The 18,071-nt window shown below is 40.1% G+C and carries 12 protein-coding genes; all 12 read left to right on the top strand.

What is annotated here, in order from left to right:
• The first annotated feature begins 31 nt into the window (after positions 1-31).
• On the top strand, positions 32-1,081 hold the full coding sequence (locus tag KP806_RS18420; RefSeq protein WP_224725197.1) for a restriction endonuclease-related protein: 1,050 nt from the start codon (positions 32-34) through the stop codon (positions 1,079-1,081).
• Positions 1,081-4,164 carry a pPIWI_RE_Z domain-containing protein gene (locus KP806_RS18415; protein ID WP_224725196.1) on the top strand — a complete coding sequence of 1,028 codons (3,084 nt, stop codon included), beginning with the start codon at positions 1,081-1,083 and terminating at the stop codon, positions 4,162-4,164. The genes KP806_RS18420 and KP806_RS18415 overlap by 1 nt, the downstream gene beginning before the upstream one ends.
• On the top strand, positions 4,157-6,628 hold the full coding sequence (locus KP806_RS18410; protein WP_224725195.1) for a pPIWI_RE module domain-containing protein: 2,472 nt from the start codon (positions 4,157-4,159) through the stop codon (positions 6,626-6,628). Before KP806_RS18415 ends, KP806_RS18410 begins: the two co-directional genes overlap by 8 nt.
• 341 nt (positions 6,629-6,969) lie before the next feature.
• The gene (locus KP806_RS18405) at positions 6,970-8,838 is read left to right on the top strand and encodes a hypothetical protein (protein WP_224725194.1); all 1,869 of its coding nucleotides are present in this window, start codon (positions 6,970-6,972) and stop codon (positions 8,836-8,838) included.
• 17 nt (positions 8,839-8,855) lie between these two features.
• Entirely contained in the window at positions 8,856-9,635 is a 780-nt protein-coding gene (locus KP806_RS18400) for an OmpA family protein (RefSeq protein ID WP_224725193.1), read from the top strand.
• A complete protein-coding gene (locus tag KP806_RS18395; protein WP_224725192.1) occupies positions 9,625-10,881 on the top strand; it encodes an EH signature domain-containing protein in 1,257 nt (418 codons plus the stop codon). The genes KP806_RS18400 and KP806_RS18395 overlap by 11 nt, the downstream gene beginning before the upstream one ends.
• 8 nt (positions 10,882-10,889) lie before the next feature.
• Entirely contained in the window at positions 10,890-13,637 is a 2,748-nt protein-coding gene (locus tag KP806_RS18390) for a DEAD/DEAH box helicase (RefSeq protein WP_224725191.1), read from the top strand.
• Positions 13,638-13,658: 21 nt separating this feature from the next.
• Entirely contained in the window at positions 13,659-14,642 is a 984-nt protein-coding gene (locus tag KP806_RS18385; protein ID WP_224725190.1) for a restriction endonuclease, read from the top strand.
• A gap of 191 nt (positions 14,643-14,833) precedes the next feature.
• A complete protein-coding gene (locus KP806_RS18380; protein ID WP_224725189.1) occupies positions 14,834-15,514 on the top strand; it encodes a hypothetical protein in 681 nt (226 codons plus the stop codon).
• A gap of 343 nt (positions 15,515-15,857) precedes the next feature.
• Complete coding sequence (locus KP806_RS18375) at positions 15,858-16,844, top strand: hypothetical protein (RefSeq protein ID WP_224725188.1); 987 nt, start codon at positions 15,858-15,860, stop codon at positions 16,842-16,844.
• Between the two features lie 451 nt (positions 16,845-17,295).
• On the top strand, positions 17,296-17,493 hold the full coding sequence (locus KP806_RS18370; protein WP_224725187.1) for a hypothetical protein: 198 nt from the start codon (positions 17,296-17,298) through the stop codon (positions 17,491-17,493).
• Between the two features lie 129 nt (positions 17,494-17,622).
• Positions 17,623-18,018, top strand: a complete 396-nt coding sequence (locus tag KP806_RS18365) for a DUF1259 domain-containing protein (RefSeq protein ID WP_224725186.1) — start codon at positions 17,623-17,625, stop codon at positions 18,016-18,018.
• The last annotated feature ends 53 nt before the right edge of the window (positions 18,019-18,071 follow it).

The following is an 18,071-nucleotide window of genomic DNA, read 5'->3' as shown; positions in this document are numbered from 1 at the left end:
CTAATTTTATGCAAAAGGTTGGTGAACACGTATGGCCGATCTAAGAGAGTGCTTGTATCACCTCATTGTTGGGCTGGAGCAATTGGATCAAACCAAACATGAAATTTCTGATTCATTGCATAAAGGACATTTGCTTTTGGCAAAGGCTTTGTTGTTGGAAGGTCAACCTGTACCAGTAGATATTCCATCTTTAATAGCTCTGTTACAAAAGCCAGTATGCGAATGGGGAGTCTCAGAAATAGAGGACTATCCGATGGATACTTCACTCTTAACGCAGTACCTTGGGGTATCATCCTCGGCAAAAGATTTCCTGATGATGTACGTTTCTCCTGAAGAAGCACAGGCCCAAGAAGTTCTGGCTATTCTACAATATTGCCGTAATGCTGATTCCCCGCTGGAAGAGAAGTATCGAATGATTCGGACATACATAATAACTAATCCAGTTGTCACGGCTATACAATTGATATCATTCGGTCAGTTGCTGCAGGATCCCAATTTAATTGATATGTTAAATAAATGTTATGAAGAGATAACTAGCGATTCCGATCGGTATCGGTGCTGCCCCCGGTGCGGCTGGACGTTGGAATATAAAAATAATCAATGGAGATGCGGGACAGAGGATTTATGCGGTACGCTCCATAATCGTGATCAATTAAATAAGTGGTCGACGATGAATAAGCTTTTCCGGTTGAGGCCAGGAGTTTATAGGTATACTATGCTTCCTGGTAGGGCTGAAGTTGGAGCCAGAGATTATTTGGTTAGTAAGGGATACGATGTAGCCCTGTTTCCTAATGTCGATCAATACGATTTAGAAATAAAACTATCAACTCGTACTGTTTATCTCGATATGAAAGATTTTAAAAATCCTTTAATTTTGGCCAGCTACTTTAATCGTATGGAGGTTCATCAATTAGCGAAATATCTAAAGGAGCATGTATACGTTGTAATTCCAAAGTACCGGAGTAAGCTCTATCCTGGTTATGCTCACATGGTAGTGAATTCCCTTAAGCCATATGCTCGAAATATCCGTATAGTCAATGAACGAGAGATACTCGGTCTATTGGAAGAGGAGGCTGGATGATGAGAGTTATGCACGTTGATTTTTTCGAGGATTTTCATTCACATCTTAAACCCTCCGCATTGAATAGATCAGATATTGAAACGATATTTACCGTTGAATTGTTTGTTACTGGGTGTCTCCTAATTGATGAAAAGATGCCAATTAGCGAGGGATGGAGTATCATGGTAGGTTACGATGCGCCTGTTCTCCCCCCGTATGCCAATAAGGAAGTAGCCCATCGAATGCGGGTATTATTTCGCTCTGTAGCATCAAGAAGGGTCTGGAATAACTTATATGTACAGTATCAACAGTTACCGTTAGATTATCGACTGTTCCAGGTTAACGATGATAACTGGATTCGTCAAACTCCCGTGCTATTTGCTAATCGAAACAGCTGGTTTGAGGGAATTTTAAAACGGCAGCCTGATTTTAAGAAGCGAGAGCTTCGTTTTGCTGAGGCAAAAGAATTCTATTACAACACATTTAATCAAGATCAGGAATCCATACAATATACGGGGACAATTCCAACTATCCCAAAGCAAATGCCGCAGTTTCCGCGTTATCGAGCTAAAAAGGAATTTCAACTTCGATTGGATAGCGGGTTTGTTAAGCCGCGCATTGATTTTAATGAAGCATCGGCAGGTTCAGAGTGGGCTGAAAGAAGCAGCGGCGGAATTCAGCTTCAATGTCTAACTGAGCCTGATAATCAAACAATGAAGTACCAAGGTACTCAGCATATAGCAGGTGGTTTAGGTACGGGTAAGTCTACGTTGATGCTGATGGAAACCGTTCGATTAGTGCAGGAAGGTGCCAAAATAGGTTTTATTGAAAATAGTGTGCCTCATGTCTTAAATCGAATCCGAGAATTAAGAGAGTTAGGTGTTACAGCTGTTCCTGTCATTGGGAAATCAAACAGGAAGAAACACCGAAACGATTTTTTATTGGCGAGACATCATATGGTGAACGATGTTTCAGATTGGGGGGACGATTCTCAGCTTGAATTAAAGCATGTATCTGACTTTTGCATAATACGTGCATTAACTGGAGATGAATCTCAAACGACTGATTATCCGTGCAAGAAGATAAAACAATCGAGTAAAGAACCATGTTTGTGTCCGTATGCTTCGCAGTGCGGTGTTTATCAGGACTACTCGAATTTAATAGATGCCCAAGTATGGGTAACGACTTCAGCCAGCATACTCAGAACTAAGTTGCCAGTTATGTTGGATCCGCAGGAACGTACGATTTACGAGGCAATGTATGACTTATTGGATATTATCTTCGTAGATGAAGCGGATGAAGTGCAAAAACAGTTTGACGATTTCTTTCTCTCAGAGGTCAATTTATTCGGTGATACAAAACATCTATTTGAGAAGGTTCTTCTAGAGTCTCTTCAGAAAACGGTTGGTCATTATGAAAGATTTGCAGGAGACATGGTGATACAGGAATGGATCGATATGCTTAATCGATTGGAGAGGACTATTCGCAAAGGTATTTATCGAAAGCTGCATAGATCCCCTGAATTTGCTCTTCATTTGCATCGTAAAATGATCCGCTTGTCTACAGAAGCTTATCGTATTAGTCGAGCTTTTAGTGATAATGATGAAGATCAAATTCGGATTCAAAGTGTATTGCATACTTTTGCGGAGAATCCTCTAGAACATGATCTTACTAATGAAGCAGAAGGGCTGCTGGAAGCCAATTCGGAGGAGGAAAGGAGAAGTAAATTAAATCGAATCGTAAGAAAACTTGGAGGTCTTTTGCAGCCTCTGGGTAGATATAAATTCCCAATCGATTGGTTGGAGTTCTACATTTATTTGGCATACGCGGATTTCGGAATTAAAACCTTTTTAGATATGTACTTGTTGGTACAGACCAAGATTGGTGCTTTAACAGATTTCGAAGGTGTATATTCGATCCGGCGAGATTTTACTCCTATTCTCAAAGAAGCGATGACCGGAGTAATGACGGGTTACATTTATGATGTTAAGCCTGGAACAAAAACAGGGAGATTTAAAGCAGTGCAATACACGGGAGTTGGCAGGTTGCTATTGCATGAATGGAATCATATCTATGAAAGTATTGATGGAAACAAAGGGCCGGCAGTCGTATTATTATCTGGAACAAGCGTGGCGCCTGGATCGGCCCATTATAACATTGAAGCGGCTCCGGGCTGGCTGTTGAAATCAAATCGAAAGCATCCTATTATTCATCAGGAATTTTATCCTGTCTACGTGAAAGGTTCAGACAAACCTATTACTGTTTCAGGAGAAGAAGAAGATAATCGAAGTCGTAATCTACGTTTATTGACTACTAAGCTGATCCCAAAAATTGAAAATGAATTATTGGAGTGGAAAGCAACCGGAACGCCGCGAAGAATTCTATTAATTGTTAATTCATACGATGATGTTGCTGATGTAGCAGGTATGTTGGCGACAATGCCGTCGTGGAGTAAAAGATTTAGGCAGTTAAGCAGAAATCCTGATTCTCTCAATGAAGCTGAGTATTCAAGAGCAGAACTGGAACGTTTTTCTCAAGAGACAGCGGATGTATTAATTGCACCATTGCAGGCGATAAGCCGAGGGTACAATATTTTGGATAAAAATAAGTCTTCGTTATTTGGATCCGTTTTCTTTATGGTTCGACCGTACCCTATCCCTCATGACATGACTTATTTAATTCAGCTTTTGCACGCTGGATTGTCAGGGATATCTGGAAGAATCGGGAAAGAGGGACATTCTTATCAAAAAGCATTAACATTAATCCGTAAAGATAGTAATGGCAAGCTCCATCGCTTATATAGTAAACCAGATTATTGGACAACGCTTAAACCTTATGAAAGAAAAATTATAGCCTGGTATACTTTTGTTCCCATCTGGCAAACGATAGGACGTTTATTACGCAACGGCACAAATGCAAGAGTGTTTTATTGCGATGGAAAATTCATGGCTCAGCCTATGAGGACTACGGACGGTGAATCGATGATGGACTACTGGCTAAAAATCATGGTGGAACATGAAAAAGATCCTGCATTTCAGAGTTTGTATGGTCCATTTATCACAAGCATTCAAAAGGCGTTAGAAACGGAGGAAGATGATGAGTAGATCAAAAAATACTAGGTTGCAGCTTTATGCCTTTGATACGGATCTATCAAAATGGGAAAATGAAATGATTTATCAGCTAGAAATGCCTTCAGTGTGGAAGGCATTCATTCTTCAATTTCAAAGGGATGAGATCAAAAGAGATAAGGGGTTAGCGATCAAGGTAAAGCCGCTGGGTATTAAACTGCAAAGTATTTTCCCGCATATCGTTTGGATCAACCATCAGTTTTATTTGGATAGTGCCAAGCCTTGGATTATAGCAACTAAACCAATTCCTGTTGATTTAATAATAGCCATAGCACAGGGGTGGTTTCTGCAAATTGCAAAAAACAATGCGATTCAATTAACGGCAGAAATCGATACCTCTTCTGTACAGTGGAAAGAAAAATCCATAGGAGAAGCATTGGAACGTGATAATCGATTGATCTATTCTCTCTTTCCGGCTGTTGTAGCACATCGTTTCTGTCAGACAGATAAAATTTTAAATCTGAATGTGAACGATACGCCGATTCCGTTGCAATTTTCACAAGTGTACGCATCGGGTCATGCGGAGTGTATGTCTAGGCCGATTACAATCAGTTCAGGGACATTTTCTTATGTCGTACGATTTCGTCTAAAAACGCGCGGCGGTGAAGGAGATCGTCATTTATTATTGGTGTCCTCTGGAATACGGCGTTTTGTAACGGAGCCTCAAGATACACGTTACATTAAAGGGGGAATTAACAGTACAATTCTGGTTTCATTGGATAACCCATTCTATAGGAGAGGAGAAGCTGATATTCGCTCATATGCCAGCTTATCCTTTCGGCGAGATGGTAATGAGGCGCCATATACACGGTGGTCCACAGGACTGGATCAATTGTTTTTTGATGTGCTATGGGGCAAATCTTTTCAATCGGAAGATATTCTGACTGATCCCGAGAATTATGGTGAAAATCAGAATCCCCATGTACTAATCGTACATAACACACGACTATTTGATCCCCTTTGGTTGGAGTCTGGAATTAGCATCGAAGAGAAAATGAGATTCTATGAAATGGTAAGGTATGAGCTTCAAGAATGGAGCTCACTAGATTCATTGTCATTGGTATCAAAACCAGTCCGATCCCAAAAGAAGCAGCTTAAAGTTGCCTACCCTCCAGCCTTGCTTTGTTCTCATGAGAAGGATCTTGTTCTCGAGGTTTGGGGACCTCAGCAGTTATTTGATGAAGTTATAGTGGCTTTAAGAGAGAAAAAATATAATGGGCTTCATATTGTTCACGAAGATGATTCTGGTCAATTCAAGCTTAATTCTCCTTCAGCTAACAATTTAATTATAAAGAAATGCGATCGTTTAGATTATGTTGACTCTTTGGAGCAGGAACAGCATGGTAACCTTGCTTATGAGCATCGAGCAAGAAAGATCGCTCAAAATCTGAAAAGGCCAATCGAATCAGAAGAAATTACACTGTCGCTAATTGAGATTCTACGTAAAGATAAATGGGACAAGGGAAAAGATCCGAAGCAAGCGGTTCGAGAAGGTTTTCGAAGGGCGGGAAGGCTAACACAATTTATATATTCTTCTGATTCAGAAAAGAAGTCTAAGCGAAATAAATCAGATGAATCGAATTACAAGCATCGAGTATTTAATGCAATATTGGATTTATTGGGAGATGCGGGAATTGTAGAATTAAAGACGGCCGCTACTCTTGGGGAGGAAAGACCTGTTCTTGCATATGACATTATTCAATTGGATAGAGGAATATATCCTGTTCTGACAAAGCTTGAATATGGAGCGTTGTATGTTAAAGGCAGGGGGATGGATGAATGGCGTTCATTACAACAAGTCGTATTTGAATGTGAAGCTTTTGATCCTATCCCCAAATTAAATGAACAAGGGAAATTAGAGGTAGCTAGATGGTTTGATGAACAACTACGGAAGGAAAGGTTACAAGGACGAGAGATCATAGTTCTTGTCGCGGCGGATTTACGTTCCAAAGGTCTAGTGGGAATGCAAAACGGGAAAATAAATTCGAATTACAATCCGCCGCTGTCTCCATGGATTGAATTAGACAATGGCATAACGTTTATAAGAATCAACTCGACGGATGAAGTACCAGCTTATGGATTTGAACCGATGTCATTCTCAACTGGCGTTTATTCCGACGGTACTAGCGGTCTTTATTATGGTGTTGGTGCAAAGGCTAAAACTCAAAAGGGATTGGCTAAAATCATGACCAAACTGTATAACCCAAGCGTCGCGTTCCAGCAGCCTCGTGTTGTGGAGTATATGCCATTGGGCGAAATGGAAGTTGAGGAACGGAATCGTTTGGCATGGATGGTCCATAGCTTAAGGGAATTATGTATCACATTTGAATCGACTTCGGCATTGCCGTATCCTCTAAAGATGATGGCTACGATCAAGAAATATTTAAAGCGGGAAGAGCGGGAGTGGCTTAATAACGAAGCGGAGTTTTTGGAATTTTAGGTATTTATTTTTGCCTTCGTAAAGTGTATATTCTATTAATGTGCTTAAGAATTAAAGGGAAATGGTCTTTATAATTCAATTTCTGATGTTTGCGATAAACTAGATGGTATAAAAGGCAATGGATTGTATGATTCGCTAAGTGATGTCTGTGATAAATTAAATGACATCTCGTCATCATTAAATACAATTGAGATAAATACGATGTAATAAAAAATCGCTTGTAGGTGCGCAGTCATGTGCACCTTTTTAATTATCTGACAAAAGTATAGGAAAAAGGAATTAGTTAATACTGCGTCGAAAGACAAGGAAGGGATAATTTTCATTACGGGGGAATGAATGGAATGGGTTTTGTGTCGTTCTTTACAACTTGGTATTTTTACGCTGCATATATTGCAGGAATGTTGGTATTTGGTGGTGTTCACTATTATAAAATCTATCCCAAATACAGTAAGGCTAAAGTTGCATCAGAGACTATTACAGCTCAAGTAGAAAAGTTAAAAAGTGTAGAAAGCTTGATAGATCGATTCAATAGCATGGATGATTGGATTAAGGAACAAGATAACGAATACATCGTGAAATCCGTGGAGCCTAGCTGGCGAACCTTTTATAAAAAGTTTATGGACTATCAGCGTAATGGTGTAAGTATTACTCCGGACGTGTACGATTACTTTCATGAGGAGAATTTTATTCAAAAGTATGGCAGGCGCAAACTTGCGGATTTAATTCCAGGACTATTTCTTGCAATGGGCATTTTTGGTACATTTCTTGGGATTGCATCAGGCGTATCGGGCTTAGATCCAAATGGAGATTCTGCGGCCATGAAAAGTGGTATAGGATTGCTCCTTAGCGGCATGACAGTTAAATTTATGTCTTCTATGGCAGGAATAGCTTCGTCAGGATTATGGCAGTATTTTGACAAAAAGAAGTTCCTTCCAATACTCCAAGACACTTTTCATAACATACGACAAAACATGGACGAAGCGTTTCCAACTCAGGAAGAGAGCACCGTTCTGTTTCGTATGCTCCAAAATCAAGAGAAGCACATGCAGGATTTCCAGGTTTTTATGTCCGAACAATTAATTCCGCAAATGATGACAGGTTTTACTGATGCACTTAGTCAGTCAATTCTTCCTCCTTTAGAGCAAACACAGGTGTTAATGGGGGAGTTGATTACGAACGCCAGTGCCAATCAAATGGATGGTGTAAAACAGCTCACCGCTGAAGTAATGAGCTCCTTAAATGAAATTACGGGCGAGCACATGAAAAACCTAGGTGAGGCACTTCAAGCGACCGTCGAATGGCAGAAGCGTGTTCATGAAGAGATGAGTGCATTGGTCGATTCGATGCAGCAGTCTGCCAAGCATCAATCTGAGATGGTGGAGAAAACGACTGTTCTAACAGAAGAAATCCATCATTATACGGAAAATATTACGGATTATCAAAAAGTGCTAGAAGGCACGGTTTCTCAGCTTAATGAAACTACTTCGAAGAATAGTGAGCTTCAAATTGCTGTGACGGATCTTCTTGATCGAATGATTGTAGAACGAAATGTATTCCATAATCATTTTGATGATCACATGGGTCGATTGCAATTAAATGTTGAAACAATCGTCTCCCAATCTAACCTACAAGCCGAAGTTCAATCTCATCTGGAACAGAACTTGCGTAGGATGACCGATATGTCAGAAAGCCAGCAATTGCTGGTATCAGCTCTCTCAGAACAGGCAACACTAGCAAAGCAATCAGGTATAGAGCTGGGTCAATTGGTTGTCCGATTTGAAAATAATGCTTCATTGTTTACTGAACTGCAGGCCGGGGTCAGCAACTTGCTGGAGCAAACGATAGACGAACGTACACGAGTGGACCAATTAGTTGAGCATATTCAAGAGGATCTTGTTGGGCAAGTAGAGTCGATGGACGAACGTGTTCAAATAATGACCACTGTGTGGGAAGAGAACAGCGATGTTATGACGAAAATGAACAAACAGCTAGGTACTTCTATGAATCAGTTCGCAGATGATATGCACCGCGGAGTTATGAGGACGTTTGAGCAATTTGACGAAGAGCTAACGAAATCCGTAAACCTATTGGCAAAAGGCGTAGATTCTATGCGTGAAGGATTAGTCGAATTGCCGGAGGTCATTCAGGAACTTAAGTTATCTGTTACGGAGATTAATAAGCAGGCCAAACGTGCCGCGTCTAATATGTAGAGAAAGGAAGATATGCGGTGGCACGAGGCTTTCGTAATTTAAAACGCCATTCAATAACTGCGCATGAGGAAGAGAAGGAGAGCTCCTGGATTTCATATACGGATCTTATGTCGGCACTGCTAATTATTTTTGCATTAGTTATCATGGTGACAATGTATGATACTCAGAATGCTTATGAGCAGCAGAAAGAAGCCATGGAGAAAACGGCAGAAGCCATAAAGCAGAAAGAGGATGCGATAAGTCAAAAGAATAAACTAATAGAGGACGTTATTGGCGTCAAGTCCAAAATTATTCAAGAGTTGGTTGCTGCTTTCAAAGACTCCAACCTGGATTTGCAAATTGATCAGCAGACGGGAGCCATTCGTTTTTCTGGTGGTGTGTTTTTTGATAAGAAAAGCAGTACAGTCTCTGCCAACGGAAATGAATACCTTATTCAATTTATTCCAAGATACATAGATATCTTATTATCTGATCAATTTCGCGATGAAATTGCCCAAATCATTGTGGAGGGGCATACGGATAGTGATGGAGGATATTTGTATAACCTGAAGCTCTCTCAAGATCGGGCATTGTCCGTTGTACAACAGGTATTTAATCCTTCATTTCCAAAATTCAAATATCAGGAGGAGTTAAAAACCGTTGTGACTGCAAACGGAAGGTCCTTCAGTGTTCCAATTTTAGACGATAAAGGTAAAATGGATCTTGATAAATCGAGGCGAGTTGAATTTAAGTTTCGTCTCAAGGACGAGCAATTATTGGAGAAGCTTCAGGGGCTGATGGTGAAAGATGGACAATAATACTTATATTTTTAACTTCACCTTTACTCCTAAAAAGTTGTCCGAGGCAAGAAAACAAGTGCAGAAGCGTTATGAAGATATCGACTTGCTTACCGCATCGCAGATTAGCGGAATGAGATTGCCAAAACTGTTGGAGTTAATTCGCCGGACACCAGAAGCTGAAATCGAAGCATTGGCACTACAGTTGAAAAAAACAGACATTATGGTTCTCCTTTATCAATTCCCGCATAATACGGAATCCAATGATACGCAGAAAAAAATAAACTTGCTGATCAGTCATCGCTATAATTCAATGATTGGAAATTATGTTTGGGGAATATTCCAGCACGACTATCAAAATATATTCGTTCATGATTTGCTTAGAAGATTTTTTGCTGTCGAGCGATTTGATTTTTTAAGTATAAATAATGATGCGATGATTAAGAGGTTGACAGATGCATTAACCAATAAATCTGGCGTTGCTCATGGATTAGTTCATCTATTTATGGATGGAAATATGAAGACAGAGCAATTATTAAAGACGATAAAAATTAAGTCGGAGTCGCCGATTGAAGATTTTATTATGTATCAGATGCTTCGTGAGTGCCTTAAAAAGGATGACGTGATTCGGCGTGATGGTGAGTCATTTATCTGCCAGTTGCTTGATCGCTATCCGATGCATCAATATCAGAATATAATTAAGATTTATCTTGAAGCCAGAGACCACGAACACTTTCATCCCAAAATATTGGAACAGGCTATTATCCGGCTGCATGACCCAAGAGAGAGAATGGCGGATTGGGCGTTTCTCTCTGAATCAGCCTTTAACGAAGTAAACAGATGGCTTCTTGAAATAGAATTAAAAAAATTCTTCGAAGGGGATACTAACCGCCGTTTTGAGTATTGGAAGAAATATTTTCACTACATTAGCAATGTCGTGCAACTAAAAGGCAGGAATGATCCTAAAGTTGCTTTTATTTATTTCAATGAGTTTGTTGTAGTTGAGTTTGGCGATATGGGTGCCTCTTACTTTTATCATAAGCGTGGATTTGATCGATTTATATTAAGTCAAACTACAGGTACTGAATTTGCTGGAAAAAGTACCAGAGTGAAAGAAAGTCTACTAAAAATTACAGATAAGATTAGAAATGGAGAGTCTTTATTTATTAATAGACTCCGTCATATAGGTCCGTATGAAACATGGACTGCAAAATTCACTCACCACATGCAAGAATATTTGGATGGCTACTATGATTATTCGGAGTGAGAAATAACATGAATTGGTTTAATCGCATATCTAGCAAGAACAAGCAATCTGCATATGTCCCGGTACAGTGGGTTTTCGAAAAACATGCGCAGGGTCTCATGATTCGAATTTTTCGTGGGCAAGAAAGCGAACAAATTTCGTTGCCTGTTAATATGACAGTTGCAGAGCTAAGACAGCAACCAGCGCTTGAGACGCTTGAACTAATCGAAACGATGTGGTTCGAGGAATGGTTAGTTGAAGTTGAACAAGGATATATGCTTCCTTACGAGAAGCTGATCGAGGCTCCTAAAGAGATTAGGGAGCTATTGGAGGTTACTGAACCTGTACAGCTCGATCTTATCTTAGGACATGAAGGAGCTGTAGGTTCATCGCATTTTCAATTTGTATTAAAAAAGCAATATGAGGGATGGGAGCATCTTGAAAGGACGGCGCAATCAAGTGGCCCATGGTTAAGACTTCCTGACCGTAATTGGCTTCTCATGCAACCGGAACAATACCATCTTCAACAATTAATCAACCAAGCGCCCGCCGCGATGGACAAAGAGCGCATTTTCCAGTACGTGGCAGAGATACGCTCTACTGCTAGACGGTTGAATATTCCAATGGATGCCTATCTAGAAAAGCAAGATTATAAATTTGCAGACGGCTTCGATATCACGATCAATTACAGCGGAGAACAGATTGATTTAAATCCACTCTATCTGTCTGGTGATGAAGTCCCAGCAGAGTTGTTAGAAAAGATGAGCGCTGGAAGTTTTGCGTATGCCAGCGATCCTAAGCACGGGAAAATATTCGTTTCTCCAGAGATTATAAAGAAGGCCAAAGAAATTCGAAATATAGATCCTATCAAGGGACAAGATATACCGCGCTTTGCCGAGAATCCAGAAGCTTATCTTCCTGATGTCGAAGGGCTTGATCTATCTCTTTTTGGAGAGCGTGTTAAAGCGTTAGGTATACGAGTGTACAAAGCACAGCCGTATGTGCATGCTTCGGATAAAGGGCGCGGCTGGTTTGAATTGGAGACAGGGATTTCCATAGTAGACGGTGAAGGTGAGATTCAACAATCCTATTCTTCCGAAGATTTTCAATCTTTATTAGGATCATCGGCTTCGGAAAATGAGTATTTCCAAGTGGATGGACAATGGATTAAAATCCCCTCCAATACCGGTTCCTTCTCAGAAGCTGCTGAACGGTTGCGACAAACGCTGGGTAACGAGTCTCGAATTGATGTAACTAAGCTCCCTTATGTTCTAGAAATATTCGAGAATATCGGACAATTGGAATTCAATCAGCCGATTTTAACTGCGCGGCAGGAAATGGTTGACCAGGGCGTGCTGGATAAAGTGCCTCCGGCTATATTCGAAGCAACCTTAAAACCCTTCCAGCAGGACGGATATGTTTGGATGAAATCACTGCATTATCGTAATCTTGGAGCTCTGCTTGCTGACGATATGGGCTTGGGAAAAACGATTCAGGTTGTTTCTTTGCTAGCATATCTTCATCAAATCGGAAAGTTGACTCCAACATTAGTCGTGGTGCCTAAGACGCTAATTGAAAACTGGGTCGGAGAAATCGAGAAGTTTGCCAAACCACTGGCAAAAGAGATTTATGTTCATGGGGGAAGTTCACGAGTAAAGGACCCGGAAGTATTGAAAAAGACCGGTATTACTCTTACCACCTATCAAACTTTGGTAAGAGATCAATTGGCATTCGGACAGATAGAATGGCAATCCATTATTTGCGATGAAGCGCAGGCGATTAAAAATCCATCAACTGCAGCGAGCAAAGTCATTAAAGCGATGAATACAAAGTTCAGGCTGGCACTTACCGGTACACCTGTTGAAAATGGATTAAGTGAATTATGGTCTATTTTGGATTATGTACAACCAGGTCTGTTAGGAAGCTTAAGCGACTTTAAGAAGGAGTTTATTGATAAGCTCGAAGCGGATGAGAGGGACCAGATTACCGAACAACGGTTGCTTGCTCGTATATCCATGGTTTATAAACGCAGGACAAAGTCCGAAGAATTGGCGGGACAGCTCCCTTCGAAAACTTCAATGGAAGTGCCTGTACTATTGGGTGAAGAGCAGAAACAGCTCTATTCCGAAGTTGTATCTCAAGTGAAAAATAAAAAAATGAGCGGCCTTCAAGCCATTCAGCTGCTGCGCGAACTGTGTTCTCACCCCGGATTAGTATTGGAGCAGTATAAGACGTTACCGGTTTATTCGGTACCGAAGCTGGATAAGACAATGCAGATCATAAAAGAGGTGCAGCAAAAAGGGGAAAAGGTACTCGTATTTACTGAATTGCGTCAAATGCAGGAACTCCTTAGAGATGCGATCCGCGAACAGTTCGATATTAACCCGGCAATTATTAACGGTATGACAGAACGTCGACAAAGCGTAGTTGACCAATTTAATAGAAAACCTGGTTTTGATGTTATGATTTTGTCTCCGAAAGCGGCAGGCACGGGGCTCACGATTACTTCAGCAAACCATGTAATTCACTATACACGTTGGTGGAATCCTGCTGTTGAGAATCAAGCAACCGATCGTGTGTACCGAATTGGACAGGAAAGACCCGTGCAAGTGTATTATCCAATCGTTACCGATCAAGACAATATACTCAAATCGGGAACGGTTGAACAGATCGTCCATCGAATTCTAAGCGAAAAACAGGAATTAGCTTCTTCTATTGTCGTATCCAGCCGTAAGCTGGATGTGGAGACTGAAGTGATGGCGAGTATTTTCGAATAGCCTAGAAAGGAGATCATGCATATGATGAAATGGTGGATGGTGCGAGCTGGAGATAACAATGAACTGATACCACAATGGCAAAGTAAACAAGTAGCTTCTATTGGATGGGCAGCAATAGGGAACCCTAGATCGTACCAAACTAAAGAAAAACTTGTTGAAAAAGCTCATATTGTATATTCGGATAATAAACCTGGTACAAGGCTTTCTTGGGCTAGTCAAGTCTGGCGCTTTTATAGTGAGATTGAAGTAAATGATAAAATAATTACATATTCCAAAGAAACAAGAGAATATCTGTTGGGCACGGTTACTAGAGCCCCTGAGTATCGTCCGGATTTAATTGATTCCTATTATCCTAATGTAATTTCTGTAGCCTGGGATCATAAAAGAATATCCCGCGATCTACTCTCACAGGGAGCAAAGAATTCTTTAGGGGGTATATTAACGGTCTTCCGTGTTGATGATTGGGGTCAAGAGTTACTAGGCTTATTGGCGGGGGCACCTGTCCAGCCAGAGATAGATCAGGTTGATGGAGCTAATGAATATGATACGGAATCGTTCATAGAGCAGGCGAGGACAATGATTGAGGACTTAGTTGATAAACTCGATCCTTGGCAAATGCAAGAATTAATTGCAGGCTTACTTCAAGCCATGGGATACCAAGTTACAGTGAGTCCAAAAGGTCCAGACGGCGGTGTGGATGTACTGGCACATCGTGATGCTTTTGGTTTTGAAAATCCAATAATCAAAGTGCAAGTAAAGCACAGGCATGCCGCAAGTGGAGGGCCTGAAGTACAACAATTGATTGGTGCAAATCCACATGGTGCTAGCTGCTTGTTCGTATCTACTGGAGGATTTACGGCCGCGGCAAGATCTTCGGCACAGCAAAATGGAGTCAAGTTGTTAGATTTAGCTGGAATAGTTCAGTTAATCAATGAATGGTACGATAAGATGCCTGTAGATAAGCAAGCTTTGATTCCGCTGAAGAGAATTTATGTACCTTCTTAAGTAGTGCAGATGGGTCATTCTTGGGCAAGAAGCTTTTCAATAGCATAAGAAGTATACGCATCATGTCAGACGGCTATTACTTGATAGTCGTCTTTGTTTTGTTATGAACGTGCGTTCCCTGACAGCGGCTGAACAGATCACTGTGCTATACTGAATTTATCCAATTCTTCTGAACAGGGGGAAGATAGTTGATGAGGAAATATAACCAAAAGGTAACTGCTGTTATGCATCGTGTTTATTGTGACTCATTAGGTTATGTTTTTGTACGAAAGAAAACAAAGATTACTTTTGGACCAGGAGAGCAAACTCATGGATTGGTTATTATGAGCAATCCTGGTTCTTTTTCCCCTGAGTCTTCTAATCACGTTTGGATGGATTTTTGTAATGGAACCGGAAGTGATGAGCTAGAAGTGGAAGGACATCCAGATGTAACCATGCAAAATATCATTCAAGCTCTGCAGTCCTCCGCAAGTGCGTCTGGATCCATGCTTAATGGAAGCATCGATATTTATAATTTGTCGGCAGTGGTCCAGCCAAAGGGAGATGACGCGGAAAAGTATCATCATCAAGCTGAACTGGCATTGTCGTGTATACAACAACAAGAGATTTTGAATGAGCATTGGATGAATGGTCAGTCTGAATTTAATAGTTTCCTTCAGGCAAGAAATGATCAATTTGTTATTATGGGTTTTGTTAAAAAATTATTTTTAAAGAAGCAGAGAAATATTCAGAATTGGTCCAGGTCGTTGCCGAATGTGCTATATGCCGAGGATAAATCAGGTTATTGGTCTCACCCTCGTAGATGGAGAACTGAACTTTGGTTACGGGAGCAGATTGAGATGAAATTGAATAATTACTTTTTAAATTTTTAAGGGATGCCACGTGTAATGATGAGGTTGTGACCTAGACGTTACCGTGAGGACGGAGCCTGCTTGCTTTTATCCTGGGTGGCAACGCATTACAAACGGTATATGGAATCTTTTTATGGATTAATTTGCTGGCAAAGTAAGGATCCCTCCTATGGTAAAAATTTACTTATGTGGAGTGCGGTCCACACTTTGTTGGGGTATATAGGCAATAAATTGGAAGGAACAAGAGGCAATCAGATCAAGTAGCGGCCCATGTATGGAAAAGATAGCATCCATATATCTTAAAATATTTATTGTCATAAGTCATATAATCACTAAATCATCAATACAAAGGGAGTTATTGTATATGGTGGAGGACTATGGTTATTTTCATTTTATTGTAGAAATTATATTGAATTTCTCCCCCCTTCAGATGACTATTGTATTATTAGGTATTATTACTGCGCTAATTCTTCTAATTCGAACATTTATCGGACTACAAAAGGTCATGCGAGTGATAAATCGGTTTTATCCAAGAAGACAGCACACTAGAGGAAAGCGTAAGGAAATGCGAGACGTACTTATAAGAATGAATGATTCTTTTACTAAACACTATAATTATATGAAATATAAGAGTAATAAGTTTCTTCAATTTAAGAAGCCCTTGGTTGTTATTGCAGAGGGATTTTATCATTACCAAGATAAACGAATACGTAAAAAGGCATTACAAAAGATTGACGAAGTTTTGCGGACTAAATACATCCTGAATCAAGCAGTGGACCACTACAACAGGCAAATCTCCATTGCTGAACAGACTATCCGAACGATGCATCAGGATAGTCAGCTATGGGGATACGAGAAGTCTTTTAAAAAACTATACCATAAAAGGATTAACTATCTTAAGAACATTATCTCACACTGTCAAAAAATTGTAAGTGAGCTCGAAGCTTCTTTGATGAAATGTAACAATGCAATTCAGGAATTAGAAAAGATGAAGAAACCGACTATCATAGATATTGCTTATAATATCGCTATAGCTCCTATACGGCATGTTGGGAATATTATTGATGGGATAATCGAAGGAAATGGTGTTAAAATTGCTAAAGGAGGCGCATTTTTAGGTCTTGGCTTTCTGGGTATTGGAGCAATAGCTGATGCAATTGACGCATTGGATGTGTTCGATGCTATGGAAATTCCTAGTGGCACGAATGTGGAGTTTGTTGACCCTCATCAGGTTGATGGCTACATGAGATCCGATGGAACGTATGTTGATACGTATTATCGGGATGGCGATGCAAATGCTCTAACACAACTTTCCAAAAGTGAAGGAGGAGGTTATTTTCGTCGTGGATAATTTTCAGCAGTTATAGGACCTTGACTCTGAAAAATCAAATCATTGAGAATCCAAATAACCACTGGAGAAATTCGGTGGTTTTTAATTTAAAGAATTTAATTCTCGGCCTAACGTTCGAGCATTTTTTAAATGCGCTGTGATATTAAGAGGAAATTTCATATGTATAGGGAATATGAAATCTCATGAACTCTGGTTGTCGGAGGAAAGGGTGGCATCAATTATCCTCAAAACAATTTAAACCTACATAAGGAATACGAAAATGTAATGAGCAATATTATTGTGCCAAGTCTACATGATCAACTGATTATTTGGGAAAAGATGTTGCAGGAACTGAAGTACAAATCAGCGAACGTTCAACAGAGCTTAGAAGAAAATATGTAAGAAAATTTCAAGATAAATATCTTTTAAGTTAAGAGGCATTTGAGAGAAAAAAATCAGCGAGGTTGGTTGCATGAGTACTCTTTTTATTATTACATTTTCTTTAGTGGCTGGATCTTTAATAATGCTTGTATTGAATTTAATATTTTATGGAAATAGTTATGCAACTGCAATACTAGCAGCAACAACAGCAATCAATTGTTACTTTTTAATGACGGCTTATAAGGTTGAAACTAAGGAAGCATTAAAGAAGATTTTTTGGAAGAAATAAGTATTCAGGTCGTTACGTACAAAAAATAGCGCCTATACGAAAGCACATCAGCATCGTATTAGACAACCATCCGTTTCAAACCTTCCCCTATCGTCATACCATAAATGAAAAAGGGGGAGGACAAGAAGGATGAAATGTAACGGCACGCTTTGCGAGAAGTTTTCGAGGATTATCGGGGGTCAGTCTGGCTTTGCTGGTGGGAAATGTGTCTCTACCATTAATCGAGATGAGATCAAATCAAAGATATTGGGTAAAAGATTTCGAGTGACCTCTTCCTTTTCGTTCGAATCATTAAACGTTAGTACGGGAAAAGCGCTTTGTTTAGGCAGGGCGGCTCTCTTGCAGAGAGAAGTCAATCCGTTTCTTACGGCCCTTCGTAAACAAGGAATTATAGTTTCGTCTGTTCATAACGAATGGCTATTTGATCGGCCACAGCTCATCTATATCAATATTGAAGCCGTGGATCGACCACTTGTTTTTGCGAAAAAGGTAAAACGAGCGTTAGATGCGATTTCGTTCCACTAAGGCAGCCTAACTTGGTGACAAAATATATGGAAACGAAAGACATTGTTAACCCT

It is taken from the genome of Paenibacillus vietnamensis (genome assembly GCF_020169515.1).
In the GTDB taxonomy this organism is placed as follows: Bacteria; Bacillota; Bacilli; order Paenibacillales; family Paenibacillaceae; genus Pristimantibacillus; species Pristimantibacillus vietnamensis.
This window is presented reverse-complemented; position numbering and strand designations above follow the sequence as displayed.